Source organism: Acidobacteriota bacterium, assembly GCA_016715115.1.
GTDB lineage: Bacteria > Acidobacteriota > Blastocatellia > Pyrinomonadales > Pyrinomonadaceae > JAFDVJ01.
On the sequence record JADKBM010000016.1, the window covers coordinates 710,251 to 735,705 of the forward strand.

Sequence of the window (25,455 nt, forward strand, 5' to 3'; positions counted from 1 at the left end):
TGCTGTTCTCCGCTATTTCCCCTCGTGCGTTTGCCGCAATTTCGATTTCGTCGCTTCATCGAGTTCACCATTGGCGGGAAGTCCGGAATGGGACTGAAAAGCCTGCAGGGCTTTTTTCGTTTCGGAGTTGAGCGTTCCGTCGACGATTCCGCAGTCGTATCCGAGATTATTGAGACGTTTCTGAACGCCGCTGATCTGGTCGATAGGATCAAGCCGGCCAAGGTCGAGCGCGAATTTCATCTGATCCTCACCGGTGCCGACGGTCAGATTCCCGGATTTCGCGTCAGGCGGGATCGAAACTTTGACGGTCCCGTCGCTGTCGGTCGTTCCCGTTGTCAAATTGCCGTCGATCTCAAGCGTGAACGGCGTATTCCGCCGCGGTTCGCCATTGACCAAAAGGCGCAGGCTGAGTTTCGCCGGAACGCTCTTGTAACGGTATTTATGAACCTGATCGGTCGGTTCGCTCAGCTCCTTGATGCGCTTGTCCGGCACGAAAACAATGTCGCCCGGCTGCAGAATATTCGGATCTTTGCGCTGCTCTTTCAGCCTGGCATTGTTCGGATGGTCCCAGATCGTATCGGGAAAGAACCCGTTCTCAAACGCGATGCTCGAGATGCAGTCGCCTTGTTTTACTTGATAGTTGAGCGCCATATTTGAAACCCGACGAAATTGATCAATCCCAGGCGTCCTTGTCGAGATCGGGGAATGTCACTTTGCAATTGCCCGGGTCGATCTGGTAAAGACCGGCCTGGCCGTGTTCGTTCAGGCGCCCCTCGACAGGCGCACCGCCCGGCGGCGTGATGCGGTAGCGGACGTTCGGAACCGGCTTGCCGTCCATATCGACGAGGATGATCTCGATCCACGCCTTCTTGACCTCTTTCTTCTCGGCCGGCTTCGCCCCCATCGTCTGGAGGATCTGCTGCGTCATATGGAACGTCTGCTTGACCTCGACCGGGGCTTTTTCGACCTGCGCGGGCTTCTTCTTCAACGGACACTCGGCCACCGCGCCCGGCGGCTGCGCCGGGAAACCGCTCTGCGTGTTTCTTGCCCGTTCTGAAGTTCCTGGCATCGTTTAATCCTCGCGCTTGATGATCACGGTATCGAGTCCGAAATCGGGTTCTGAAGGGATCTTCTTTTTACCGCCGCGCATCGTTTTCTGCATCTTGTCCGGCTTCGGAGTATCGATCATCGTTTCGAGCCCGAAATCCGCATCCGGAGAAACGCCCCTCGGTTTGTCCGGCACGGGCGGCTTGATCGTTTCCGCCGCAGGGGTTTCAGCCGGATTGACGATCACGGTCTTTTCGCCGATATCCTCTTCGCGCGCCGCAGGCGTTTCGGGTTTCGCCGCGTCCGGCGCCGCCTCGATCGGCTCCGTTTTTTCTTCCCACGCCGACGGGTCGTAGTCCTTTCGGATCGATTCCCAATTCGCATCGGTCAACACGTCGAGCATCGGACCGATGCGCTCGTCGGGCTCTTGCTCGTCGTCGGTCAGGAGCACCTGGCACAAACGGTGTTTGTCGAAATTCGGCGAGACGTCGAACATCAGCGCGACGAACCCGGCGATCGCCGATTCTTGCTTCATCGAAAAGCCGCGTGCCCGCGCGATGCCCGCCGCGACAAGTTTGTGTAGAGTCTCGTCCGAAAGATCGGCCGCAGGAAACTCGCCGCCGTCGGGCAGTTTCACGACCGACAACGGATATTCGGCCCGGATCCGGTCCGCGAGACGCCGTTCGAAACCGGCCTGCGCGACCGTTTCCATCACCTCCATCTGTTCTCGCCTGACCGTCAATCTCATTTGTTCACCTATCGCCGACTGTCCGGGGACAGATCGAGTTTCGTCTGCACCAATGCGTCTTTCTCGATATTCATCCGGCAAAGTTCGGAATGATCGAACGACTCCGAAAAATAATACTTGACGGGTCCGAAGATCGTCTTCAGCTCGTCGATGTCGCACGTCATCAGAAACGGCAGAAGCACGCGCGGGTCGTAATAGCGAAAAAGCAGAGGGTTGCCGTCCTCGTCGTTGACGGTCAGAAGCCCCCGCAGATGTTTCCGCATTCCGACCGGCGAAACCGGGCTCTGCGCGAAGATGCCCCAGTGTTTGCCCCAGCATTCGCCGAGCAGCCAATTGGTGAAATCCGAACCGGGTTCAAGCAGCACGACATACGGCGCGACGTGTATGAGTTCGTCCGAGAGCTCGCCGCGATAGAGGCAAAGATTCGGCGGATCCATCTCGAAAAGCCTCTGCGGCAGATCCGGCACCGACGCCCCGTCAAGCACCGCATAAGTGTACGCGTCGTCGCGGAAAATGTATTTTTCGAGCTGCTCCTTCATAGATTCCGCGGATTCCAGAGATTCCAAACATTCCGGATTCCAGGTTCAAAACATTCCAGATTCCAGAATCAAGGTTCCAGGTTTAAGATTCCGAACATTCCAGATTCCAAACATTCCAGATTCCAGGTTCCAGGTTCCAGAATCAAGATTCCAGATCCCAAGCATTCCAAGTTCCAAACATTCCAGGTTCCAGGTTCCAGAATCAAGATTCCAAACATTCCAGTAGCCTAACGGAAAAAAACCGTTTGACAACTAAATTCGCTTCTTCAAGCGTGCGGAGCACGCGAACTTGCGATAACACCAGTCCAACGCCCGGGATTGTTCCAAACATTCCACGTGGTGCTACGGCGTGTTCCACACGAATCAGATTTTCCAACAGGCCGCCAGATTCCAAACATTCCAGATTTCAGGTTCAAGATTCCAGATTCCAGATTCAGAATTCTTGGAATTCCTGGAATCTCTGGAATCCCTGGAATTCCTGGAATCCCTGGAATTCTTGGAATCCCTGGAATCCCTGGAATCCCTGGAATTCCTGGAATTCTTGGAATCTGGAATCCTGGAATCTGGAATCCTGGAATCTGGAATCCCCAAATCCCTTGAATCCCAAATCCCCCGAATCCCCAATCGCAAATCGCAACTCGAAATTCGCAAATCCCTACCCCCGCGCGCAGATCGCGCAGAACGGCACTCCGGTTTGCGCGGCGTTGACCAATACGAGCGCCGCCGGACTCTGGAAGACCGGTCGCACGGGCGGCGCCTTCGGAGTCAAACTAACCCGCGCGCCGGGTTCGGCGTTGGCCGCCTCGAGCGCTTCGGCCGGAGCTTCGGGGCTGCTGCCCGAACCGCTTCCCGCCGCGCCGCCGCTGTTGAGCATCACCATCGTGCCCTTGATGAAGATCCCGCCGGAATTGATGTTGATGAAGTTGCCGCCGACCTTGAGCGTCAAGGACGTGCCCGTTTCGATCGTCAGCGTCGTTCCCGATTTCAAATGGATCTCGGATCCGGCGTCGACCGCGAACTTCGTCCCGGCCTTCTCTTCGAAGTCGGTGCCGGCGTGGATCGAGATCGATCCGTCGACCTTTTCGTTGTGATTGCCGACGACCTTCAGGTGCTTGTCCTTTTTGACCTTTTCGCGCTGGTCGTTCTCGACGATCAGATGGCGGTCGTGCAGTATCAGCTCTTTGGCGTCGTTCTTGACGCGGATGTCCTGATCTTTCTCGGCGTGTATGAAGATCTGTTCCGAACCCTTCTTATCTTCGAATCGGATCTCGTTGAAACCGCCGCCGCCCTTCGAAGAATTGGACTTGACGGTCGATTTCGTCTTCTCGTCCGGGAGCGTGTACGGCGGCATCGTCTGCGGATTGTAGACGCAGCCGGTGATGATCGGCTGGTCCGGATCGCCCTCGAGAAAATGGACGATGACCTCCATCCCGATCCGCGGGATGAACATCGAGCCCCATTTGTTTCCGGCCCAGCCCTGCGCGACGCGCACCCAGCACGAACTTGATTCGTTGACCTGGCCGTCGCGGTCCCAGTGAAACTGAACCTTGACGCGGCCGTATTTGTCGGTGAATATCTCCTCGCCCGCGGGTCCGACGACGAACGCCGTCTGGCTGCCGCGCACGATTGGTTTCGGCGTCGTTCGCGGCGGCCGGAAAGGCGGCGCGCCCGACCCGTATGCGATGCACGAAAAACTGTTCGAGTAAGGCCGCTCGACCTCGTCGTCGGAAACGTATCCCGGATTCTGCTCGCCCTCGTGCGCGACCGAGGTGATCACGTACGGCCCGTTGTTCGCCGCGCCGGGATGGTTGAAAAGCTCGAACCGGTAGCCCGCGGTCAACGACGAACAGTCGCCGGTGGCGTTGATGACCTTGTATTGGCCGTCGAGCGACTGCATCGACGTCTCGACCGTTTTCGTCTTGTCGCCGTCGACTTTGCTTAAATCTGCGGCGCGCTCGCCGCCCGAACCGTCGACCCCGTCGTACTTGCGCGCGTAGCCGCCGGGAAAGTCGTAACTTTCAAGCTTCTTGTTGTCGCCGACCGAAAAGATGCTCTCTTTGGAGTGATCGAGCTTGCGCGACGGCAGCTGGAAGTTGAAGTCCCACATCGTCACCTTTCCGGTTTGCAGGCGGTAATCGGTCTGCCAGCGGTTGACCGAGGTGACGTAGTCCTCGGCCTGGCGCGTGACGTCGATGTAAAAGGGCACGCGGCTTTTCGAAGGGCACAATGCGTGGGACTGCGGCGTGTCGCCGACGATCATCTTGTGCTTGCCGCCGGAATGCTCGAAATAGTAGTAGATTCCCTCTTCTTCCATCAGGCGCGAGGCGAAGTCAAAGTCGCTCTCGTGATATTGAACGCAATAGTTTCGCGGATTGTAGTTTCCCTGAAGCTGCCACGCGACCTCGAAACCTTTGAAGACCTTGCGCAGGATGTCCGGGACGGAGATGTTTTGGAAGATGCGGCTCTGGCTGATCTGGGTCAGCAGCCAAAGATGCGGCACGACCGACGCGGTGTAGTATGAGAATCGCGTATCGCGATGGCCCTGAGAAAAACGGTTGACGATGCCGGTGACTTCGCGCACGGTCCCGTCGCGCTGGTCGATGGTCATCGTGACGGCCTTCCCGACGATCGACGTCGGGTCGATGACGGTCGGTTCATAGCCCGGGTCGGACTCTTCGCGGAGCAGTTCGATCTCAAGCGTGAACAGGCGCGAAAGCCCTTCGGCGTACTTGAACCTGTTGATCAGGACAAAGTCTTTGCCGAGCGGGGTATGGATCGCAAGAAGCCGGTTGTCCTGTTTGATCGTCATAGCCTTAAGCACACGAACCCTAACCCTGTTGTACTCCGAATTCACGGATTCGGTACAATCCGACGGAAACCCGAACGCGTTTTTGAAAGCTATGTTAGACCTGCCGGGATCTTAAGTCAATGAATTTCCGTTTCGCCCTGTTACGCCCGCCCGCACAATGCAGAAACGCGCACGCAGTAAGCGTGCCCGGCCGCAGCGCGGTCGTCGCGCTTCGATACCCATCACTCATTCCCCGTTCGCGCCAAACGACACCTCACAATGCAGGCACAATGCAGAAACGCGCACGCAGTAAGCGTGCCCGGCCGCAGCGCGGTCGTCGCGCTTCGATACCCATCACTCATTCCCCGTTCGCGCCAAACGACACCTCACAATGCAGGCACAATGCAGAAACGCGCACGCAGTAAGCGTGCCCGGCCGCAGCGCGGTCGTCGCGCTTCGATACCCATCACTCACTCCCCGTTCGCGCCAACCAATGCCTCACAATGCAGGCACAATGCAGAAACGCGCACGCAGTAAGCGTGCCCGGCCGCAGCGCGGTCGTCGCGCTTCGATACCCATCACTCACTCCCCGCTCGCGCCAAACGACACCTCGCAATGCAGGCATGCGAAACGCACGCAGAAGCGTGCCCGACCGCAGCGCGGTCGTCGCGCTTCGATACCCATCACTCACTCCCCGCTCGCGCCAAACGACGCCGCGCAATGCAGAAACGCGCACGAAGTAAGCGTGCCCGGCCGCAGCGCGGTCGTCGCGCTTCGATACCCATCACTCACTCCCCGCTCGCGCCAAACGACACGTCACAATGCAGGCACAATGCAGAAACGCGCACGCAGTAAGCGTGCCCGCTCGCAGCGCGAGCGATCCGCTGTCACACGTCACCGTCATCATCCCGTGCGCGTCGAATCATCACGCCTCGACCGCTCCGCGGCCGTGCACGCTTACTCCGTGCGCGTTTCCGCATTGCTCTCCGAATCGCCGTAGCCGTTGCGATGCATCCACTCGTCGAATCACCAAGCCTCGACCGCTCTGCGGCCGTGCACGCTTACTCCGTGCGCGTTTCCGCATTGCTCGCCGCATCGCCGTATCCATTGAGATGCATCCACTCGTCGAATCACAACGCCTCGACCGCTCCGCGGCCGTGCACGCTTACTCCGTGCGCGTTTCCGCATTGCTCTCCGCATCGCCGTAGCCATTGCGATGCATCCATTCATCGAACGAAGCCTTGTCCTGACAGTAGAGGACATAGCGGATCGCTGCCTCGACGTGGCGCGGTTTCCACAGACGCCGTCGGCTTCGGCCACGCGACCAAACCCGACTTCCCGGCGGGACTAGACCCTTTTCGCGGAGCTTCTTCGTCGCCCGCGCTTTCATTGCGTCGGCTATTCTCTCCGGCTCGGTCTGCGCGCTGACAACCGAATGCGCGTGGTTTGTCCGGACATTCAGCGCCCGAAGATCATATCCGCGATCGGCACACAGCTCGCGGATCGCTTCGTCGGCGACCTGACGCTGCCGGCGATCGAGCAACACCGCATCCTGTTTCATGTTTGCAAGCATACGCTCTTCAAGGTTCAGGTTTGGCTTGATCCGCCGCGAGCCGTACTCATTGCGTCCATGCGTATCGACGGACGTCCGCTCGTCGCCATGCAGCCATGTACCGTAAGTTCGGATCGTTATGAGATAAGCAAGAGGAAATTCGTTTCGTTCGAACTCGTCGAACCCATAATCGTCAATCATAGTGAGTAGTTTTTGAGAGTCGGAATTCTAACACAACAATGCAGAATAACAATGCAGAAACGCGCGCGAAGTAAGCGTGCCCGCTCGCAGCGCGAGCGATCCGTCATCATCCGTCACCGTCATCATCCCGGCTCGGCCGCGAACGTGGGTTCACGCGTAAACGCGTAACTCGTGCGCGATCAAGAATGCAGAAACGCGCACGAAGTAAGCGTGCCCGCTCGCAGCGCGAGCGATCCGTCATCATCCGTCACCGTCATCATCCCGTGCGCGTCGAATCATCACGCCTCGACCGCTCTGCGGCCGTGCACGCTTACTCCGTGCGCGTTTCCGCATTTATTTCCCCGCAGATCAACTCCGCCTGCATCAGGACCTGTTTCACCGCGTCTTCCTGCAGGTCCGGTGGGTAGCCGTATTTTTTCAGGATGCGCTTGACCAAAACCCTGATCTTCGCGCGCGCTGATTCGCGAAGGGTCCAGTCGATCGAGACGTTTTTGCGAACCAGCGAGATGAGTTCCGTCGCGATCACTTTCAGCTGATCGTCGCCCATTACATCGCGTGCCGACTTGTTCGCCGCCAGAGCGTCGTAAAAGGCGACTTTGTCATCGGTCAACCCCAACTCATCGCCGCGTTTGGCGGCGGCGTCGATCTCTTTGGCGAGCGCGATCAGTTCCTCGATCACTTCCTGTGTCGCGATCGCCCGGTTGTGATAGGCATTGAGCGTCTTTTTGAGCTTCTCGCTGAAAAGCTGCGACATCATCAGATTATGGCGCGCGCACAAATGGATCTCGTCACTCACAAGCATTTCGAGCAATTCCGCGGCGTGGCAATCCAAAATCCGAAATCGAAAATCCAAAATGGACTGGCGGCCGCGTCGAGCTGTTCCGGCGAGCGCTTGCCGTTTGAATTCTGTTTGCCCAGCGCCGCCGAGATTGCCTGAAAATAGCTGATGTCGTCGCGGAGCGCCGTCGCCTCGTCGCTCGCGGCGCACAAGGCGAAGGCTTTCGACAGACACGACGCAATCCAAAATCCGCAATCCAAAATCCAAAATCGAGTGGGTCGCCCTTGCCGCCGCTTTCGGTATAAACCGATAGCGCGTATTTAATAAAACGAAATTACTCGTCAACCAGGCGCGACCGGAGACGTTCACCTTCGCGCGAAACAGTGTTCACCTTCACGCGAAATAGCGTGCACCTGCGTGCGAAATATGCACAGTCGTGGGCGGCGCATTCACGCGTCAACGGCTCCGGGTCACGCAACCTCACGGGCAATTTGATCTCGGGGCTCGGCCGCCCGGATTAGCGGAAAGGCTCGGGAGGCCGTGTCAAAACTCCGTCGGGATACGAGGGCTATCAGCACGAGCCGCAAATCCAACCGATATTTAGAAGACTTGTCCATCAATTGGTCAAAGTAAATGATTTCCGGCTTTAGCGGGCTAAAGCCGGGGGCATTTGCATCTTTTTTCCACTAGCTGAAGAGGCTGTGTCAAAACTCCGATTTGTCTTCGGTTTTATGAATTGGAGGCTGTCTGAAAAGCCGATAAATTCGCTGAAAGCGAATCAGATAATAGCCTGGGGTGAGCGAAGCGTAACCCCAGGCTATTAGTCAGATGGGACTCCGACCCTGAAGGGGTCGAAGGTAAGTCGTTTATTGTTCGACCCTTGCAGGATCATGATGTCGCGTTGTTGAACAAAGGGCGGCGCTCGTTTCTTTCGCCTTGCCGCACACTAGTTTGTTGCCCTGTTTGCGACTTTCAGGAATATGGACTTTTCAGACAGCCCTGACGTGCCTTCCACCCCGCAAGCGGCTCCGCCACACTTCCTCTTTACTCGGTTTCCGCGTCGGCTTATAATCGCGGCGTGCGGCAGATCGGCTATTACATTGATCGAATCAAATCCTTGAATCGCGGGCGGGCTCACGGGAAGCGGGCGCCGCATAAACCTATTTTGCTGCTCGCGCTGATCGATATGGTCGCGGAAGGCAAGGTCGCCGACAACCGATTCCCCATCTCGACAGTTCTCGTCGAGGCCTTTCTTAAATACTGGAACCTCGTTAGGCTCGACAAACCGGCGATCCATCTTCCGCTCTACCACCTTCAAACGGACGGAATCTGGCGGCTTATCCCTTTGCCGGATTCAGCCGTGATGCGTTTCGGTTCAATGGCGGAGATCAAGAAACACATCGCTTTCGGCCGACTCGACGACGACCTCTTCGCCCTTCTTCTCGATCCTGTCAACCGCGAGGCGATCCGCGAATCCCTGATCAGGGATCATTTCCCGGACGATGCCGGTGTCTTCAGGGCCGCAACCGGTGCCGATTCGAGCGGCCATCGAATCGAGGACCTGCTCGAGATCGCCGCCACCGAGTCCCGCGCCTTTGCGCGGCCGAGACGCAGCCCGCTTTTCCGGAGCGTCATAATGCGACTGTACGATTTCACCTGCGCGGCGTGCCGGCACCGTGTCGTCACCATCGAGGGCGTGACCGCCGCCGAAGCCGCACACATCATCCCATTCTCGGTAACGCAAGATGACCGCGCCGGCAACGGAATGGCTCTCTGCAAACTCCATCATTGGGCGTTCGACGCAGGCTTGCTTTCGGTCGATGACGGCTACGGACTGCTCGTTTCTGATAAATTCGAAGAACAGGGCGAGGCGACCTCGCTTTTCGCCGAATTGCGGCGCCGTTCCATCCTGCTCCCGTCCGAATCCGCATTCAGGCCCTCGAACGAAAGCCTTGAGTGGCACCGGTCGAACCGGTTTCAAAACTGATGGGCAACCTGACCGAATATCTTCAGCAGCAGTTCGAGGCGCAACGCCCGCCCGGTTGGACCTGCAACCGGGAAGTCGCCTTGCTCCCGCTCGAACTCTCCCGGTCGATGGGCTACGCGCCGCGGGCCGACGTTGATTAGTCGGATATCAAGCCGATATGCGGGCAACTTCTTTTTTCCGCCTGAAAAGGATAAGGAGAATAATGCTCCGTGTTCATCGACCATCCGCGACCGGTATGTTCACCTTCGCGCGAATATGCACTTACTCTCGACGAACGTGGTAAAAGGCCAACTGAGAAATCCGCCCATTCGGCTTTTGAAAACCCCGTTCGCGATTATTCGCGAACCGTCGCATCACGATCTATGACCTGGAGCAAGCGAGCTCGTATCACAGGAATGCCGTCCAGTCACCGTCGACGAGATCCTCATCGAGGAATCCGAATGCTTCTGGAATTTTATCCGCATAGGTGACGCCCAGAAACGTTGTAGCGCGAGTTAGGCCAACATATAAGTACTTATCTACAAGTTCGGGGTGATGTTCATATGAACGATCAATGTCGATGTAGAACACTCCTTCGAATTCAAGGCCTTTGATGAATTCAATACTGAATACTCTGATATTACTGCCAGTCCCCAAGATCTTGCCCAATTTGCATGGTTCAACGTCAATCGAATACTCGTTGAGAGCCTCCTTGAGGATCTTATGCGCTGGATCGATATCGCTCTCGGTCGGTACAAAGATCGCGATTGATGGAAGCGATTCACCGTTAATCCGATAAATCTCATAAACCCGACTTGCCAGCCAGTCCCCAAGATTGTCGTCAAGGGCTCCGGCGTACTTTAGTGGAGGTGGAAAGTCCCCGGTGCTGTGGTATCTGCTATCGAACGGCGGTTCCTCACCAATAATATTCGTATACAGCTTTTTCGCAGTATTCAATAGCATCGGTGTTTGTCGATATGAAGCTACTAGTTCGAACCGCTCAACCGTGGGTATCAAAGCTTCCAGCTCTTTCCAGTCCCCGAGGCCGACAGTCGTAACCCTCTGCATTAGATCCCCCGAAAAAGTGACGGCACGGTATCGAGGATCGGTAAGATAGTAGATTGATGCCAGCTGGATAGCAGAGAAATCCGTGGCCTCATCTACAGCAATGTGCGTACGATACTGATCAGCGATCCTGCCCAACAGCTCTCGTCGCTTTTCGGTTTCAATGCCCGGCCCGCTAGAATCGTTAAGAATTGAAGCGATTCGAAAAATCGCGAAAATCAGAATGTCGATTTCTTCCGCGCTAATCCTATGATTCTCAACGGCGTCGCGCGAATCGGACCAATAATTCGAACCGCCGTGCGCCTCCAGATTGGAAATCCTGAATCGCTGGTATGATCGTGGGATCTCCGCGAGAAAGCGGTTGAACGAACTAATGCGAAGAATCGCAGGTTTTAACGCAAGTCTCAGTCTCCCAACCAAGCGCAAGTCATTCGATGTCTCGTCAGTCATTTCGAGATATTCCCAAATGAACTGGGCATCCTTACCCCGCAGTTTTCTGCCAACAGCACTAGCTTCAGATTCCTGAGCGAGCACTTGCCGGATCTTGCTTCGAGCTTTGAGCCTTGGATCGACATCAGCCCCAATTTCGTCCAAATTATCTTCTGTCGCGGCCTCCAAATCGTCGGTCAATAACGACTTATTGTCCTCCGCTGAGGCTTGAACAAACTCGACGATGTCGTCAAATCGAGTCGGGTTCATTTCGATCCACGAATCCACGAATTCATTAATCAGGTTGTCAGCGTTTCTTCGAAGGTTAGAATAGGCGACGGACAACATAGACAAATCTTCGATGGCACTAATCGATTTGAGCCCACCGGAATATGGAAGCTGATCGTTGAGTTTACTTCGAAGGTTACTGGCAGCAGCAGTGAACGTCCTGAACTTCTCGCCGATTGAAAACGTCCTGTTCGTCAATTCGCGTGGGTCTATTTTCACACCCGAGATACTCTCGAGGGCCGTTTGCAACGCAGAAAGGAATTCTTGATCGAAAAACGCGATAAATTCGAGGGCGGTGTGTGAGGTTCCGGCACTGGACGGGTTGGAAAGTAAGACGTTTTCAGTCTTGCTAAAAAGTCCTTTATCGCCGCGTTTAAGGAAGCCGAGTACGTCGCGGCCAAGGATTCCTCGTTCCCTCTCCCATGTTGTAACGAATTGATCGGTGGCGGAAAGCCCTTCTTTGTTCATCGCCTCCTTTAGGTAAATCTTCAAAAGGTCGTTTGGGGTGAAGATAAGCCAGTTGGTGCGGTCATCCTCGGAGAGACTAATGCCATCAGTCTCTTCAAGGTGAGATGCTCCCGCCTTCATTGCGATTCTCTTGATAACGGAAGTCGTCTTCCCGGTCCCAGGTGAGCCGGAAAGGATCAACTGCGAGTTCAACGGCATTCTGCAAAACTCGTCCTGAGCGGAATCGAGAACGGGCTGGTCTTTTAGTGCGATCGACTCGACTATTTCACGTACTCGGTTTAGCTTTTCTTCCTGTGTATCGCGCTGATCTTGCCGGTGCGCTTCTTCAAGTGTTCGCAGTTCGTCAAGAGTCGCTCTTCCGTCCGCCCCGGGGGCGACAATTTCATCCGCCGGCTCCAGAATGTCCACCACCGGAACAACCACAGCAGGGGCGGCGACGCCGAGAGCCGCTCTCAACGATGTCACGTATTCGTCATCTAGATGGAATGCGATCTGATTGTTCCGAGCATCCCAAACCTCGCGCCGGACGGGGTTGAAAATATTCTTCTCAACCACGCGCATCGTTTTCTGCCCGCGGTTGTACGGAAGTGAGATCGTCAGTTCATTACCCGGATCGATCGATGCAATCCTGCCGGCTTTGGCGTCGCGGTTAGCGAAGAGCGCGATCGGATTCTTCGGTTCAAAATTTAAGGGAGTGTGCCCTCGACACACGAGATAAATTCTTTCGGTTTCAGCCTTGCCGTCAATCGATTCCATGACCCTTACCCAACCAACAAACGGCTCGCCCATCCTCCGAAGTTGCTCGACTCTAACAACTGCACTGCCGCCGCCGGCAACAAATCGCTCATCAAACCAATCGAGCTCCATCAATACCTCGTTGCCGATTTTTCTTGACCTTTTCTTCATAAAGCACCTCACTTATAGTCAGCCGCGACGATCCTCTCGCGTTCGCTCTTTATCAACACGTAGCACGCGAGCAACTCCTCCGCCGTCAACCCGAACCAATCCGCGATATGGCGTTTTGGAATCACCAACGTGTGCAATTCCGTCACCGGAAACCCGTCCCGAATCGCAAACGCAAGTTCGTTCCCGGCGATGATCCGCGAAATCGGTATTGTGCAGAATGGACAGGACATTTGAATTACTTCCCCAATGCAACCCGCGCAAAGCCGCCGCGCTCAATGCAGAACCCCGCACGCAGTAAGGGGGTACGGCCGCAGCGCGGTCGGCGCGCTTCGAATTTACAACAGACGCCCCCGCTCGCGCCAACCGTCACCTCAGAATGCAGAACGCGCACGCAACCACTGCGCGATCGGCGCGCTTCGAATCTACAACAGACGATCCCGCTCGCGCCAACCGATGCCCCTCAAAATGCAGAACCACGCACGAAGTAAGGGGCACGGCATCAATCCCGACAAATTTTGAATCAAGAATATCTAATAGTTGAATTGACATCAAACGACTGTAATTGACGCAATCTCCCCGCAAATCAACTCCGCCTGCAACAAGACCTGTTTCACCGCATCTTCCTGCAGATCCGGTGGGTAGCCGTATTTTTTCAGGATGCGCTTGACCAAAACCCTGATCTTCGCGCGCGCCGATTCGCGCAGGGTCCAGTCGATCGAGACGTTCTTCTTGAAATGCGTGATCTGTTTGTTGAACGCTGCCAAGAACGACATCTATGGCGACGTTTAGCCACTCTATATTCATATGCTAAACTTGACGGTCTTTACTCTGAAGACTAGAACACTAGTTGGCGATGTTTTTTTGTAATTAGGGCGGTAAACGGCGCTCGCGGAAATGAAATTTACTCAATCGAAGCGAATCAGAAGATACGATTGTTACGTCATCGTTCGGCGATTCCTGGGGTTCCAAACGGCAGAGTCCGAATCGAGAATCCGGATTAGGGTTACGGATTACGAGATAATTTGGAGTTGGAGAACTGACCCAACAACGGTTTTGCAACAGTTAGCCAGCAAAACAGTAGGCTCGGAATCCATCGTTAAGGACTTCTTAAGGGCGCTTTAGTACCGGGAGGTATTGGATGAAAGGGGAAATAAAAAAACTCAGTATTAGCGGCTTTAAGTCGATCCGTGAGCTGGTGGATTTTGAACTGAGGGCCTTAAACATCTTTATCGGCGCAAACGGTGTTGGAAAAAGCAATTTGGTCCAGATGTTTCGGCTGCTAATGGCGATGACGCAGAAGAACCTCCAGAAATTTGTCGGAGAAAATGGTGGCGCGGATAACTTTCTCCACAACGGTCCAAAAGTTACGTCCGCGATCGAGGCAGAATTTGAATTTGAATCGCTCAGTCAACATGCTCAAGGCTCAAATCTCTACCGATTTCAATTGGATCCAACAGTTGATGAAACGTTTCTCGTAAGCGAACAGCGGAAATATGTAACAACGAGTTGGCGCAGCTACGGAAGCCCCTCGTCGGAGAGTCGATTGCGTGACTTCAAAGACGAAAAATCCTTTGACGGCCAATGGAATGGTGTTGGGCATTTCGTTTTTGAATCCATATCTCACTGGATGGTCTACCATTTCCATGATACTAGCTCAACGGCCCCGATGCGCCGTTCCGAGATTGTTGAGGACAACAATATGTTACGAAATAACGGCGGTAATATTGCCCCGTTTCTGTTGAGGCTGAAGCAGGAAGATTCAACGCGCTCCAATTACGAGGAAATAATCAATGCAGTACGACTTGTAATACCATTTTTCGATGATTTTCGTCTGGATGTTAAGACTTACGGCGGGCCACACAAGGTTAGGTTGAGCTGGAAGCAGCGAGGCTCTGATTTTCCGATGCAACCGTACCATCTCTCCGATGGTTCAATTCGTTTCATTTGCCTTGCAACGGCGCTGTTGCAGCCTAATCCGCCATCTGCCATTGTGATCGACGAACCGGAACTTGGTCTTCACCCCGAAGCGATAAGGGTTCTGGCTGAACTTATTCAGGATTGCGCGAAGAGAACACAAATCATCGTCGCCACCCAGTCGCCACATTTGCTCGATCAGTTTGCCATTGAGGACATCGTCGTGGTCACTCGCCGCGAGGGTCAATCGACGTTTGAGCGATTACAACGCCGAGACTTTTCCGAGTGGCTCAAAGGGTATTCGGTTGGCGAGCTCTGGACCAAGAATGTCATTCAAGGAGGGACAACCAATGAATAGTTTTGTTGAGGTGGTTGTTCTTGTTGAAGGACAAACGGAACAGCGTTTCGTCAAGAAGTTGCTTTGGCCGTATCTTGCCGAACGGCAGGTTTACATGACGAGCATTATTCTAAATAAACCGGGCGAAAAAGGCGGAGACGTAAGATTCGCGCGGGCGAAGCTTGATATTCGAAACCACTTAAAGCAAAGAGCGGACACATTCCTGACGCTTCTCGTCGACTACTACGGCATCGGAACTGATTGGCCCGGATATGAGAATTCGAAATCCAAAATCAGTCACACTGACAAGTCAAATGAAATAACTCAATCAACTGCACTAGCCGTTAAGCGGATGTTGCCCGAACTTCAAATCGAGAAGCGTTTCATTCCCTATGTTTCCATGCATGAAATCGAGGCTCTATACTTCAGCGATCCGGAAATTCTCGCGAATGCCCTCGGAACAACCAAAGAATCGGTTAAGAGCATTCTTGACGAATTTGGTGATCCTGAGATGATCAACGACAATTATGAAACAGCACCGTCGAGGCGGATTGCGAAACTCTTCCCGCGTTTTAAGAAAACATCCACCGGTCTGTCAATCGCGGAAGAAATTGGAATTGCAAGGATGCGTTCGAGATGTAAACTGTTTGACAATTGGCTGACACAGCTTGAATCTCTTGGAAACAACTAAATACTCGTATAGCTTTTACGTTTTGAACTCTTCGGCGGTCTTAGGATGATTTGAGAGCCACCCTCTCCCGCACCGCCACCGTATCGTGAAGCCGTAACGCGTAGCCCCGCGCGACTCTCAATTCCCATGTAATAGAGCGACGCGTCTTCATAGCGGCGGAACGCGAATCAATCTCCTATAGCTTGGCTAAGACCGTCGTCTCAAAATGGTTGAATTCAATTCGATGGCGGCGTCTGCGATGTAAACGTTCCGTATCAAGTGCGAGAGATTCTTTTGATTCCAGACTTCCATTCGTCGCCAGAACCATGGTCCGATTACAACGTCGATTAGTGCTTGAACCCCGAGTAGTATGAGAAGCAACCCATACTGACTTATCTGAAAGAACGCAGTAAGCAGACCATTAATCCAATTTACAAGGGGCACTCCGAACATCAAGAGCCAAAGTATGACCTGAACGTACCAGAGGCTATCTCGCAAGAGAAGCCCCCACCAACAACGCCGAACGAACTTCTTTGTCATCTTGATTGCCGATTCGGCAACATAATATTCCACCTCGATCATCCTTCCCTTTAGGTCATCAAACTGTTCAGAGATTCGATCTGTAACAACACTGGCCCGCTCCCGAATTGACTTGATTTCCGCCGCGAGTGCCGGATCGATGTCCGAAATATCGAGTTCCGGGGCGTCGCTTGCGGCTAGTTCAATGCTCATTTTCTCAAACTGACGCGTCAAGGCGTCATGATTCGAATGGATTTCAATTGACTTGGCGTCCGCGCGTTGGCGTGCAGCCCATTCGAAGTCCTTTTGTTTTTCGATAAGCGCTTTTACCCGACTCAATACGATTTCCCTGTTGGAGATCGATTCAGCCGGAGGCTGAACAGACGACTCCATCCGTTTCAATTCGGCGAAGATTCGAACTAGACGTGGCCTTAATTGCGGATCTGCGATCTCTCGAATATGGTTGTTGTATACCTTGTCGACGATCCAAACCCCAAAGGCTTGCTCCGGAGTTCGCTCACTGTCGTTGCTTCCAGATTTCTTGCTGCGATTCAATTTGATTCTCGATTTGGCCATATTCAAAAACAGAAATCTACATCACCTCCGAAAATGGCCCAAACGACCTCGATATTCAACAGGCTTCCTGTGCTCGACGTTTGGTCTTGAGATTAGGCTTTGCCTTGGATCGTTAATCATCTCCTTCTGGACAGCCAGCACATCGCTCATGCGATCAAAGACTGTCAACATGGAGTTGCAATCTCCCTGCAGATCAACTCCGCCTGCATCAAGACCTGTTTCACCGCGTCTTCCTGCAGATCCGGTGGGTAGCCGTATTTTTTCAGGATGCGCTTGACCAAAACCCTGATCTTCGCGCGGGCCGATTCGCGCAGGGTCCAGTCGATCGAGACGTTTTTGCGAACCAGCGTGATGAGTTCCGTCGCGATCACTTTCAGCTGATCGTCGCCCATTACATCGCGTGCCGACTTGTTCGCCGCCAGAGCGTCGTAAAAGGCGACTTCGTCATCGGTCAACCCCAATTCATCGCCGCGTTTGGCGGCGGCGTCGATCTCTTTGGCTAGCGCGATCAGTTCCTCGATCACTTCCTGTGTCGCGATCGCCCGGTTGTGATAGGCATTGAGCGTCTTCTTGAGCTTCTCGCTGAAAAGCTGCGACATCATCAGATTATGGCGCGCGCACAGATGGATCTCGTCCCTCAAAAGCTTTTCGAGCAATTCCGCGGCGTGGCAATCCAAAATCCGAAATCGAAAATCCAAAATGGACTGGCCGCCGCGTCGATCTGCTCCGGCGAACGCTTGCCGTTTGAATTCTGTTTGCCCAACGCCGCCGAGATTGCCTGAAAATAGCTTATGTCGTCGCGCAGCGCCGTCGCCTCGTCGCTCGCGGCGCACAAGGCGAAGGCTTTCGACAGACACGACGCAATCCAAAATCCGCAATCCAAAATCCAAAATCGAGTGGGTCGCCCTTGCCGCCGCTTTCCGTGTAGACCGATAGCGCGTCTTTAAGCTGATCGGCAAGGCCTAGATAATCGACGATGAGCCCTGTGTACATGTTACGCCTGCGGCCACCAATCAGCTGCTTCCGTGATCAATTTCGTCGGCATCCAACGCTGATTGAGTGCGGCCAAATTCCAATCCAAAATCCCAAATCAGAATTCCTAAATCCGTTCATTCCCTCGCCATCACCGTGTCATAGAGCCCGTAATGCGTCAGGCCCTGGTGGCTTTCGATCCCCGTGTATTGGAACGACGCGTCCTCGTAGCGGCGAAAGGCAAAAACGGCCTGATTCATTTGCTCGGTGTTGAAGACGCGCAAACTCACCAGCAGATGAAAGTCCTGAACCGTCAGGCCGGTGACGATCCTGAAAAGGTCCGGTTCGAGCTTCGTGATGACGTCCTGGAGCGTGTTTTCACGAAAATCCGTGAGATACATAAACGCCGGAATGCGCGTCGCAAACTTGATCAGCTTTTCCTGAACCAGTTTTCGCTTCGACTTGTACTCCTTTTCCTCTTCGGTAAGTTCCTTCTTCTCGCTTGGCGAAAGACCGCCGTTCTTGGCCTTGTTCTTCAACTCTTTCACCTTCTCGCTCTTGTTGATGATCGTCTCGATGACGTTGTCGCCGAGCGACCGCCATCCTTCGGTCCGCCCAACGGCTGCCATTGCTTCCGGGTTGTTCAAAATACGCCGCAGAGTATCGTTGTCGACATTGACCAACACTGCCGATTCCCATTTTCGGGCCAGAAGCGGCGCCGACGTCCCGGCCATCGCGATGTCAAGAACTCCGCTGGCGTTGATTCAAGACAACACTAGTTCTTGGCGACAGATCACAACCCAACCCCAACCCAGAGGCGCGCCGCTTTGAATGCCAACCCATTTCTTTAAGCCCATCCGGCAACATGCTTCTCGACACTATTGAGTTCGAAAAATCTTGCAATAATTGATTTATTAATCGCTGTGATCGTGCGGCATCCAACTCTCTAGTGCATGAATTTGAGCAACTAACGATTTTTCCCGATGGATCTCGCCATTGGCGTCGATTATCTTCTGAAAATATTTTCTATAATGGCAGTGCCTTAAGTAATTTGGACGCTGCGAGTCTTGATTCCATCATTCCTTGTGATTGGAACATTTGGCTAACATCAAAAGTATTCTGCCTTTTAATGTTCTTCCTGTTGTCGATAATAGTTAGCGACGAATGCCTCAATTCCTTTAACACCGCAATTAGAAGAATTACACTTAAGACAGGATTCATTAGACCGCCAATGTAATCCCCAAATTGCCCCCACACATCTTGCTTTTCCGCAAATGAACCGCTAAAACGCCAAAAGTAAGGCACAAGAACCAAGACAAACGCTGCTATTCCTAAAATAACGAGGTAACCGTTATTCTTACGCCAATGGCCAAAATGTTTCCAATCTATTTCAGCCATAACGATTTTCCGCCAATAAGAGCCCCATCTTTTCCTCATCGACACACTTTACCCGTCAACAGATTCTGCATCAAAAAGGTTTGCTTTTCCAGTCGCGGACCGATTCGCAAAAGGTCCCGCCGATCCTTGCTTTTCCGGTACCGACAGGCCGGGAGGTCGCTTGGTGATAACATCATCGACACTATTATTAACAAAAGCGAAAAGGTCAAGGAACTCAAGAACAAGGCAACGAGCGAGGATCTGTCGGCAAAGGAGAAGAAGGAACTTATTGCCGAGGAGAAAGAGCACAAGTCGAAACGCAAGTAGGTTCAGGAAAAGCTGATCAAGTTCGCGACGCGGATTCCCGCGTTTATGTATCTGACCGAGTTTCGGGAGAACACGCTCCAAGATGCGATCACGAAGCTCGAGCCGGATCTGTTCAGGATCGTGACAGCCTTCGATCCGCTCAACCGCGGCCATCGCCTCGGGGTTGTTAATGATACGCCGCAGAGTATCGTTGTCAACATCGACCAGCACCGCCGATTCCCATTTCCTGGCAAGCCGCGTCGCCGACGTCCCGGCGATCACGATGCCAAGAATCCCGTCGGATCCGTGGTGTTGTTCACGGACCATTCGGAAGAATATTTCGTTCATCAATACTTGGCATCAATACTTGGCATCAATACTTGGGCCGCGACGCTGGTCGGCTTGCCACGATCGTTACATCCGCTCTCCCCTATGTTCTTTGTAAGAGTTCGCAATTCGCTTTTTCGATCTTTGCAACTCACTGCCCGAGCGAAAGCGATGCATCTATTTCAAGGCCAATTCCTTCAACATCAGCATCACGATCCCGGCAAGGAGAAGAACAAGCAACGCGACTCGAATCGCAATGAACTCGATCAACCTGCAGAAGTGGTCGACTTTCTCGATCAACTTGCCGGATTCGAGCCGTTTCGCTTGACTTGTTTTTGGAATAGATTGGACGATTCGGGACTTTCTTGTATTGATTCGTTGATTCTTCTGTACTTGTTGATGGTTCATCAAATTTCCTCCAGGCTCTAGAAGTTGTTAGAGTCATTCAACGTTGTTCATTGAACAAATCGAAGAGCGGCGTCATGCCAATCGCATTCTAATAGAACTTTTATTCGCGACGAATGTAGGATTTGGGGTGTTCGCTTCCAAAGAAAATCAAGCCAATTCTACCCGCCAAAACTTACAAATCAAAACTTACACATCTCGTTCTTGGGAATTCTGGTAAGCTTCAAATCTAGGGTATTCAATATCGACTGAATCTGATATTTTCTTCGCGATATATGTTTGACTTTACCGAAAATCCTAAGGATGCGCTCGATCGACACCACGAACTCGCGTTCTTCCTTCATCCGGACCCGGTGGTGGCATTTCAGGTACTCGAGCACGGCATTGACCTGGCGCAGAAGACCAAAAAACAGCTTTCGCGCAGACCATTCTCAAAAGATCCCCACAAATTACCTTTCCTTGAGAGGGATCTGCTTCACTTGGGCGTGCTGAGGGCCTCAGAGGCGTTCGAGCTTCACGAAGAAATCTATCGATTTGATTCGCGAAGTAACCTCTCTCGATATCGTAGTGATTATGAACCCAATGCAGATGATGTATATCTCAGAATAGTAAAGCATCTTTATGTCAATTCTTTCGATCGGCATCCAAGATATTTTGCAATCGCTGAAGGAGTGAACTTTTTTCGTTACAAGACTATCGAGATTTTGCAGCTCTGTGACAGGTTTGACAACCAGAATTCAAGCCATATCAAGAAGTTCTTCGAAAAAAAGTTGAGGGTTAGATTCCCATATCTGGATTGGGATTGTGTGCTCGTTCCCGACTGCAATGAACGGACGAAATTGATTTTGCGGGCGGCCCGGGAACAGTTTGTGCTTCCATCCCACCGAGAACAGACCGTAACAACGGATATCAACGTCATTACGGAGTATTTTGGTTATGACTCGAATCGAACCGATCGTGAACGGCAAGCGGTACTTATGCGTCACGGTATCGACAGATTGATCAATGACTACAATAGTCACTTTCCTGACCCGTCAGATCGCCTTGAAGATCCGTATCAAAAACTTTGTTTGCCCTGTCTAACTGGAATTCCCGTCCCGTCCCGTTCCACTCGGCTCGAAGACCGGTTCGCACCGATGCCACTCAACCGAAATGAACGCCGAATCGTGGAACAAAAAATAAGAGATAGTCTGCCGTGGATTTCCAGTGAACAATCTCCGTCGAACGGTTCAAAGTACACCAATTGACCACTGTAAACCGGAGGTCGGATGTTTTCTATGAAAAAGCCAAAGCGAATAAATCGCAGATCGTCGATACCCAAAACAACTGCAGGACTCGAGGTGCAGGGGTATCGAAGAATGTCAACGGATCAGTATGAAGAGGTCCAGGCGCTTCTGGACCGTGATGATGAGGGCCACAAAGGTGTGAAGTTCTTTCAGTTTAGATTGATAGTAGATGGACTTGTGCGGTCAGTTCTGCAGTGCGAAGAAGTCGAAGCGACCACGTTTGAAGTTACAGAGAGTATTACGTCCCTATTGGAAGTCGAGGGAGAAACTCATGTTGGCACTTACCGCAATCTCGCGTACTTTTCGATTCCATCGATCTTTGACCCGGAGGTCGATGAGTCCGAGCGTTTGCAGGCGGTTGAAATCGACGGTTATTTCTTATCTGTTTGCTTTGATATTCAAATCGACAAGATCCAATGTACCCTCGTGATCAAACGGAGTGCTTCTGAAGGCACCTTGATCGGAAACACGACACCTGCAATACGGCCCCCCGGCAACGAGTTTGACGGATTGGTTCTTCGTGGACACCGAAGAACAACCCATTTTGGTCTCGACCATTCGTTCGACCGTGGACCGCGAATCAAGATAATAGGAATCGGCGGATGCGGCAACAATACGGTGAATCGTATGGTGGAAGCTGGGTTAAAGGGTTTTGATCTCATTGCTGCAAACACTGATCTTCAAGCACTCAATAGGTCAAACGCGCCAACAAAGGTTCAATTGGGACCGGCACTGACCCGTGGTCTAGGTGCTGGTTCTTGCGCTAAAATCGGACGTATGGCGGCATTAGAATCGACCGAGTTCTTGCTCGAAGTGCTTTACGGAGCTGATTTGGTGATTGTGACCACCGGATTGGGCGGAGGCACAGGTACTGGTGCGGCTCCTGTCATAGCATCGCTTGCACGGGAATTGGATATCCTTACGATCGGCGTCGTAACCAGACCATTCTGCTCTGAGGGCAAAAAACGAACGGCCCAGGCAAATATGGGGCTTGAAGAGCTTAGTCGGTGTGTTGATTCAATTATCACTGTACCCAATTCAAAACTCAAGGACGTGCGGAACGGAATTTCAATTTACGACGCTTTCAAATTCGCAGACGATACAGTTCTTCAGGGGATTAAGTGCATTTCCGAATTGATAACGACAACGGGAATAATCAATCTCGATTTTGCAGACATTTGCTCGGTTCTAAGAGGCCGAGGCCCAACATCTTTGGGTCTCGGCGAAGCCGAGGGCGCCGATGCAGCACTCAAAGCGATGAATAGCGCTCTTGATTCGTGGTTATTAAGAGACAACTCTATTGCCGGCGCAACGCATATCTTGGTGAATTTCACCTGTTCCGAGTCGACGCCTATGTCTGACCTTGAAGAGGCTATTGAGGTAATGATTGCACAAAGCGGCTCCGACGCCGACGTTATTTTTGGCACCACATTTGTTAATCGGGAAGAGTATGTCCACGTGATGTTTCTTGCCGCCGGGAGCAGTTCAAACGATCAAACTCGATCAATCCGAATTGATCGCGGGGAGGGTCAACCGCGATCACAGTATCAAATAACCCCGAAGGGTTCTCCAATTAACGTAAATGGACTTCCATTCATTTTAGGGGAGGATGAAGGGCGTATGCCAAGATCCGATGGGGCACCGAAACTTAATCTCCTTTCTCGCGAGGATAAAGCAACTTCCTTTCTGTAAATTCGTCATCCGCCTGCGGGGCGGATTCGTTTACCTGATGGCGGTCCTCGATTGGTTTAGCCGGTTTGTCATCGCTTGGGAACTATCGGTGAGCCTCGATGCCGAGTTTTGCGTCGGCGGACTTGAACGTGCGCTCAAGGTGGCGACGCCCGAGATCTTCAATACGGATCAGGGCCGCCAATTCGTCTTCATTTTCCGCTAATTCCTACGTGTGGTCTCCGAGCGCGCGCAACCCGCGTAACCAAAGTTTTATCAACAAAACGGGCTCTCTGGCGACTGTTCGTCAAACGATCATGAAAAGAGGAATTGGCGACAAACAATCAAATTCCTAGACATGTGCAACCTCTCGGATGACTTGCTCGTCGTAGTCATACGTTAACGTCAACTCCAAGAATTGATCATCGTGGATGAGTTGGTCAAAAGCACGTTTTGTTCTGACCCGCTCCTCATCTTCTGACAAATCTTCTTTCCTAACAGTGTAATGTTCAAGCAATTGTAGTATTCGTTTATTTGTAGTTAGGGCAGACAGGTCCGAGAAATCGCCAACAGAGATAATCCTCATTGCCTCAGTCTTTTCTTCTTCATTAAGGTGATTCCCCGAAAAGAGTTCGCGCCAATCAGAAGTATATCCGAGATCCTCATCAAACAATTTTCTGTTAATTATGTAGGCCTCCGGCATGAATAACAATTCGTTGAATTCATCAACGCTTGCCCCAAACGCTCGTTCAAAGAAACTCCGTCCAGCGGGCACGATGCCCCTTGTTGCATTGCTCACCGCCTGAATGACGCGGATGAATTTCTTGTTCCAATGTTTACCGATATATTTTCTGTGCTTCGCCTCCTCTCCAAACAGAGGAATATATTTCATTGGGAAAGAGTAGATTTGAATATCCAATTCTTCCGACAAATCGATATTGATCTTCATTCTGTTATAAAGATCCTCCGGTTTATCGTTGAAATTAAACAACAAATAGTTAGACAACCGATTTATGCCATATTCCGCAGCCAATCTGACGGCATTCTCGTAAATGTCCTTTAAGCCAATATGGTCAAAAGCAATCCGAAGTGGATTGATCGGAATCTCACTTAGGAGCCTCATGTTTTCTTCGGTAACATAACGGGAATCCGTTCCCTGATTAAAGTCCACATATCGTTTCTTTGGAGTTTTGTCGCGATGCTTTTCATAGAACTCCTTGATTTCGTCATAAGCTAACAGAATGTTTTCCTTCGAGATTTGTGACAAATCAGACAGACCGTTTTCTCGAAGCATATTTTCGAATACTTCCAAGGATTTCCCCTTTACCGATTTTGCTCGAAAGTGTTCTAAAATGAGTGTAATTCGTTTTACATATGCCGCATCGTTGATATTGGCCCGTAGATTTCTAACGGCAATATCCAACTGATTTGGTTCTAGATACAATGCGTCTTTTGTAAAACCCATGTCCTTAATCTCCTGAATGATCTCAGGAAACCTAGGTGATGCTAATACATTGTTGTCCATTAGGAGTAAGTTTCTCTGCTCACCAAATAGAGTTTTTATCTTATGAAATTTGTCGACCGTGGGAATTTTTTCTTTATACGTTGGTTCGAGTTTTGGAACGGAGCAAAACGAGCACGTTCTCGTGCAGCCCTTGGTCATGAATGTAAAGTAAGCGCTACCCGTCGGATATGTATAGTCAACCTCATCTAAAATTGAATAATCCAATGGTAGATCATCAACTACAATATTGTTATCATCCAACGCTCCTGCTACATCCAACAGTCCCGTCATCGGAACGATTCCAGTTGCTGATTCTATTTCTCCAGGTAGCAGAGAAGCCATGACGCCGCCAATTTTCAACTCATTTAAGTCTTTTACGAGGTGTTTTGCGTTCTGAATCGTTTTTATCGAAATATTCCAATAAAATGTGAAGAGGGTGGTGACATAAATTCGATCATACTCAGGATATTTGCCAAACTCATTCTGACGAAAATATTGCGAAAAGTGCTTTAGCCACAATCTTGACGATTGACTGATTGCTATGTTTTCGCCAAGAATTGACTCCAAAATTGTTTTCTTGCCAGTTTTGATAAAACTTTCTATTAGTCCGATTTGGTCGCTCCAGTCCTTGCCTTCCCCGATGGCGTTGAGCTTTACCAAACAATCAGAGACGATTTTTTTTAGAATCAAATCTCTGGGGTCCCCCTTAAAGAAGGTGACATCATCTCCAAGCATCCGGTGATAGGTCGCGATTTTCATCAATCCCAATGGTGGATACTTATTCTTATAGCCCTGTTCTAAAAGAAGAATTTTTCTCAT

The 25,455-nt window shown here is 51.9% G+C and carries 25 protein-coding genes and 2 pseudogenes; 9 read left to right on the forward strand and 18 right to left on the reverse strand.

Features of this window, described 5'->3' with window-relative positions:
• Positions 1 to 12: 12 nt before the first annotated feature.
• Genes IPN69_21020 through IPN69_21035 form a run of 4 tightly spaced genes read right to left on the reverse strand, consistent with a single transcriptional unit; the run spans position 13 to position 2,334 of the window.
• A complete protein-coding gene (locus IPN69_21020; GenBank protein MBK8813190.1) occupies positions 13 to 651 on the reverse strand; it encodes a peptidoglycan-binding protein in 639 nt (212 codons plus the stop codon).
• 22 nt (positions 652 to 673) lie between these two features.
• On the reverse strand, positions 674 to 1,069 hold the full coding sequence (locus IPN69_21025) for a hypothetical protein (GenBank protein ID MBK8813191.1): 396 nt from the start codon (positions 1,067 to 1,069) through the stop codon (positions 674 to 676).
• 3 nt (positions 1,070 to 1,072) lie between these two features.
• A complete protein-coding gene (locus tag IPN69_21030) occupies positions 1,073 to 1,795 on the reverse strand; it encodes a hypothetical protein (GenBank protein ID MBK8813192.1) in 723 nt (240 codons plus the stop codon).
• 8 nt (positions 1,796 to 1,803) lie between these two features.
• The gene (locus tag IPN69_21035; GenBank protein ID MBK8813193.1) at positions 1,804 to 2,334 is read right to left on the reverse strand and encodes a DUF4123 domain-containing protein; all 531 of its coding nucleotides are present in this window, start codon (positions 2,332 to 2,334) and stop codon (positions 1,804 to 1,806) included.
• Here IPN69_21035 and IPN69_21040 point away from each other — a divergent pair.
• Entirely contained in the window at positions 2,309 to 2,560 is a 252-nt protein-coding gene (locus tag IPN69_21040) for a hypothetical protein (GenBank protein ID MBK8813194.1), read from the forward strand. The two genes, IPN69_21035 and IPN69_21040, sit on opposite strands and share 26 nt — an antisense overlap.
• Positions 2,561 to 2,697: 137 nt before the next feature.
• On the opposite strand, the gene IPN69_21045 is transcribed toward IPN69_21040, so the two are convergent.
• The 5 genes from IPN69_21045 to IPN69_21065 all read right to left on the reverse strand — a co-directional run bounded on the left by IPN69_21045 (position 2,698) and on the right by IPN69_21065 (position 7,913).
• Positions 2,698 to 2,964 (reverse strand): hypothetical protein, encoded by a 267-nt coding sequence (locus IPN69_21045; protein MBK8813195.1) that lies wholly within the window; start codon positions 2,962 to 2,964, stop codon positions 2,698 to 2,700.
• 25 nt (positions 2,965 to 2,989) lie between these two features.
• Positions 2,990 to 5,143, reverse strand: a complete 2,154-nt coding sequence (tssI, locus tag IPN69_21050; protein ID MBK8813196.1) for a type VI secretion system tip protein VgrG — start codon at positions 5,141 to 5,143, stop codon at positions 2,990 to 2,992.
• 1,144 nt (positions 5,144 to 6,287) lie between these two features.
• Entirely contained in the window at positions 6,288 to 6,875 is a 588-nt protein-coding gene (locus IPN69_21055; protein ID MBK8813197.1) for a transposase, read from the reverse strand.
• Between the two features lie 310 nt (positions 6,876 to 7,185).
• A complete protein-coding gene (locus IPN69_21060; GenBank protein ID MBK8813198.1) occupies positions 7,186 to 7,677 on the reverse strand; it encodes a DUF3387 domain-containing protein in 492 nt (163 codons plus the stop codon).
• Positions 7,668 to 7,913 (reverse strand): DUF3387 domain-containing protein, encoded by a 246-nt coding sequence (locus IPN69_21065; protein MBK8813199.1) that lies wholly within the window; start codon positions 7,911 to 7,913, stop codon positions 7,668 to 7,670. Before IPN69_21065 ends, IPN69_21060 begins: the two co-directional genes overlap by 10 nt.
• Before the next feature lie 905 nt (positions 7,914 to 8,818).
• Here IPN69_21065 and IPN69_21070 point away from each other — a divergent pair.
• Positions 8,819 to 9,640, forward strand: coding sequence for an HNH endonuclease (locus tag IPN69_21070; GenBank protein MBK8813200.1), 822 nt, complete (start codon positions 8,819 to 8,821; stop codon positions 9,638 to 9,640).
• Positions 9,610 to 9,780: a hypothetical protein gene (locus IPN69_21075; protein ID MBK8813201.1), complete on the forward strand. Its 171-nt coding sequence runs from the start codon at positions 9,610 to 9,612 to the stop codon at positions 9,778 to 9,780. Before IPN69_21070 ends, IPN69_21075 begins: the two co-directional genes overlap by 31 nt.
• A 247-nt stretch (positions 9,781 to 10,027) precedes the next feature.
• Here the strand turns inward: IPN69_21075 and IPN69_21080 are convergent, their stop codons facing one another.
• The 3 genes from IPN69_21080 to IPN69_21090 all read right to left on the reverse strand — a co-directional run bounded on the left by IPN69_21080 (position 10,028) and on the right by IPN69_21090 (position 13,548).
• Positions 10,028 to 12,775: an ATP-binding domain-containing protein gene (locus IPN69_21080; GenBank protein ID MBK8813202.1), complete on the reverse strand. Its 2,748-nt coding sequence runs from the start codon at positions 12,773 to 12,775 to the stop codon at positions 10,028 to 10,030.
• A gap of 8 nt (positions 12,776 to 12,783) precedes the next feature.
• The gene (locus IPN69_21085) at positions 12,784 to 13,005 is read right to left on the reverse strand and encodes an HIT family protein (protein MBK8813203.1); all 222 of its coding nucleotides are present in this window, start codon (positions 13,003 to 13,005) and stop codon (positions 12,784 to 12,786) included.
• Between the two features lie 318 nt (positions 13,006 to 13,323).
• Complete coding sequence (locus IPN69_21090; protein MBK8813204.1) at positions 13,324 to 13,548, reverse strand: DUF3387 domain-containing protein; 225 nt, start codon at positions 13,546 to 13,548, stop codon at positions 13,324 to 13,326.
• Between the two features lie 365 nt (positions 13,549 to 13,913).
• Here IPN69_21090 and IPN69_21095 point away from each other — a divergent pair, with 365 nt between their 5' ends.
• Complete coding sequence (locus IPN69_21095) at positions 13,914 to 15,047, forward strand: AAA family ATPase (protein ID MBK8813205.1); 1,134 nt, start codon at positions 13,914 to 13,916, stop codon at positions 15,045 to 15,047.
• Complete coding sequence (locus IPN69_21100) at positions 15,040 to 15,717, forward strand: DUF4276 family protein (GenBank protein MBK8813206.1); 678 nt, start codon at positions 15,040 to 15,042, stop codon at positions 15,715 to 15,717. The genes IPN69_21095 and IPN69_21100 overlap by 8 nt, the downstream gene beginning before the upstream one ends.
• 186 nt (positions 15,718 to 15,903) lie before the next feature.
• Here IPN69_21100 and IPN69_21105 read toward each other — a convergent pair whose 3' ends face one another.
• The 5 genes and pseudogenes from IPN69_21105 to IPN69_21125 form a co-directional block, all read right to left on the reverse strand.
• Positions 15,904 to 16,770, reverse strand: coding sequence for a hypothetical protein (locus IPN69_21105; GenBank protein ID MBK8813207.1), 867 nt, complete (start codon positions 16,768 to 16,770; stop codon positions 15,904 to 15,906).
• A gap of 185 nt (positions 16,771 to 16,955) precedes the next feature.
• Positions 16,956 to 17,468, reverse strand: coding sequence for a DUF3387 domain-containing protein (locus tag IPN69_21110; protein MBK8813208.1), 513 nt, complete (start codon positions 17,466 to 17,468; stop codon positions 16,956 to 16,958).
• On the reverse strand, positions 17,429 to 17,674 hold the full coding sequence (locus IPN69_21115; protein ID MBK8813209.1) for a DUF3387 domain-containing protein: 246 nt from the start codon (positions 17,672 to 17,674) through the stop codon (positions 17,429 to 17,431). Before IPN69_21115 ends, IPN69_21110 begins: the two co-directional genes overlap by 40 nt.
• Positions 17,675 to 17,900: 226 nt before the next feature.
• Positions 17,901 to 18,536 (reverse strand): annotated as a pseudogene (locus IPN69_21120) (restriction endonuclease).
• Positions 18,537 to 18,789: 253 nt separating this feature from the next.
• Positions 18,790 to 19,161 (reverse strand): hypothetical protein, encoded by a 372-nt coding sequence (locus tag IPN69_21125; protein MBK8813210.1) that lies wholly within the window; start codon positions 19,159 to 19,161, stop codon positions 18,790 to 18,792.
• A gap of 153 nt (positions 19,162 to 19,314) precedes the next feature.
• Between IPN69_21125 and IPN69_21130 the strand changes: the two are divergent.
• The 4 genes and pseudogenes from IPN69_21130 to IPN69_21145 all read left to right on the forward strand — a co-directional run bounded on the left by IPN69_21130 (position 19,315) and on the right by IPN69_21145 (position 23,358).
• Positions 19,315 to 19,581: pseudogene (locus IPN69_21130) on the forward strand (restriction endonuclease).
• A gap of 872 nt (positions 19,582 to 20,453) precedes the next feature.
• The gene (locus IPN69_21135; protein ID MBK8813211.1) at positions 20,454 to 21,425 is read left to right on the forward strand and encodes a hypothetical protein; all 972 of its coding nucleotides are present in this window, start codon (positions 20,454 to 20,456) and stop codon (positions 21,423 to 21,425) included.
• 111 nt (positions 21,426 to 21,536) lie between these two features.
• The gene (ftsZ, locus tag IPN69_21140) at positions 21,537 to 23,156 is read left to right on the forward strand and encodes a cell division protein FtsZ (protein MBK8813212.1); all 1,620 of its coding nucleotides are present in this window, start codon (positions 21,537 to 21,539) and stop codon (positions 23,154 to 23,156) included.
• Positions 23,098 to 23,358 carry a transposase family protein gene (locus IPN69_21145; protein ID MBK8813213.1) on the forward strand — a complete coding sequence of 87 codons (261 nt, stop codon included), beginning with the start codon at positions 23,098 to 23,100 and terminating at the stop codon, positions 23,356 to 23,358. The genes ftsZ and IPN69_21145 overlap by 59 nt, the downstream gene beginning before the upstream one ends.
• Before the next feature lie 126 nt (positions 23,359 to 23,484).
• On the opposite strand, the gene IPN69_21150 is transcribed toward IPN69_21145, so the two are convergent.
• Positions 23,485 to 25,455, reverse strand: a complete 1,971-nt coding sequence (locus tag IPN69_21150; GenBank protein MBK8813214.1) for a hypothetical protein — start codon at positions 25,453 to 25,455, stop codon at positions 23,485 to 23,487.

Excerpts from the sequence above, each read along its gene's own strand:
- IPN69_21020 (MBK8813190.1), bottom strand. The coding sequence starts at position 651 with ATGGCGCTCAACTATCAAGTAAAACAAGGCGACTGCATCTCGAGCATC.
- IPN69_21025 (MBK8813191.1), bottom strand. The coding sequence starts at position 1,069 with ATGCCAGGAACTTCAGAACGGGCAAGAAACACGCAGAGCGGTTTCCCG.
- IPN69_21030 (MBK8813192.1), bottom strand. The coding sequence starts at position 1,795 with ATGAGATTGACGGTCAGGCGAGAACAGATGGAGGTGATGGAAACGGTC.
- IPN69_21040 (MBK8813194.1), top strand. The coding sequence starts at position 2,309 with ATGTATTTTTCGAGCTGCTCCTTCATAGATTCCGCGGATTCCAGAGAT.
- IPN69_21035 (MBK8813193.1), bottom strand. The coding sequence starts at position 2,334 with ATGAAGGAGCAGCTCGAAAAATACATTTTCCGCGACGACGCGTACACT.
- tssI (MBK8813196.1), bottom strand. The coding sequence starts at position 5,143 with ATGACGATCAAACAGGACAACCGGCTTCTTGCGATCCATACCCCGCTC.
- IPN69_21055 (MBK8813197.1), bottom strand. The coding sequence starts at position 6,875 with ATGATTGACGATTATGGGTTCGACGAGTTCGAACGAAACGAATTTCCT.
- IPN69_21060 (MBK8813198.1), bottom strand. The coding sequence starts at position 7,677 with ATGCTTGTGAGTGACGAGATCCATTTGTGCGCGCGCCATAATCTGATG.
- IPN69_21080 (MBK8813202.1), bottom strand. The coding sequence starts at position 12,775 with ATGAAGAAAAGGTCAAGAAAAATCGGCAACGAGGTATTGATGGAGCTC.
- IPN69_21085 (MBK8813203.1), bottom strand. The coding sequence starts at position 13,005 with ATGTCCTGTCCATTCTGCACAATACCGATTTCGCGGATCATCGCCGGG.
- IPN69_21090 (MBK8813204.1), bottom strand. The coding sequence starts at position 13,548 with ATGTCGTTCTTGGCAGCGTTCAACAAACAGATCACGCATTTCAAGAAG.
- IPN69_21095 (MBK8813205.1), top strand. The coding sequence starts at position 13,914 with ATGAAAGGGGAAATAAAAAAACTCAGTATTAGCGGCTTTAAGTCGATC.
- IPN69_21100 (MBK8813206.1), top strand. The coding sequence starts at position 15,040 with ATGAATAGTTTTGTTGAGGTGGTTGTTCTTGTTGAAGGACAAACGGAA.
- IPN69_21125 (MBK8813210.1), bottom strand. The coding sequence starts at position 19,161 with ATGGCTGAAATAGATTGGAAACATTTTGGCCATTGGCGTAAGAATAAC.
- IPN69_21135 (MBK8813211.1), top strand. The coding sequence starts at position 20,454 with ATGTTTGACTTTACCGAAAATCCTAAGGATGCGCTCGATCGACACCAC.
- ftsZ (MBK8813212.1), top strand. The coding sequence starts at position 21,537 with ATGTCAACGGATCAGTATGAAGAGGTCCAGGCGCTTCTGGACCGTGAT.
- IPN69_21145 (MBK8813213.1), top strand. The coding sequence starts at position 23,098 with ATGGGGCACCGAAACTTAATCTCCTTTCTCGCGAGGATAAAGCAACTT.
- IPN69_21150 (MBK8813214.1), bottom strand. The coding sequence starts at position 25,455 with ATGAGAAAAATTCTTCTTTTAGAACAGGGCTATAAGAATAAGTATCCA.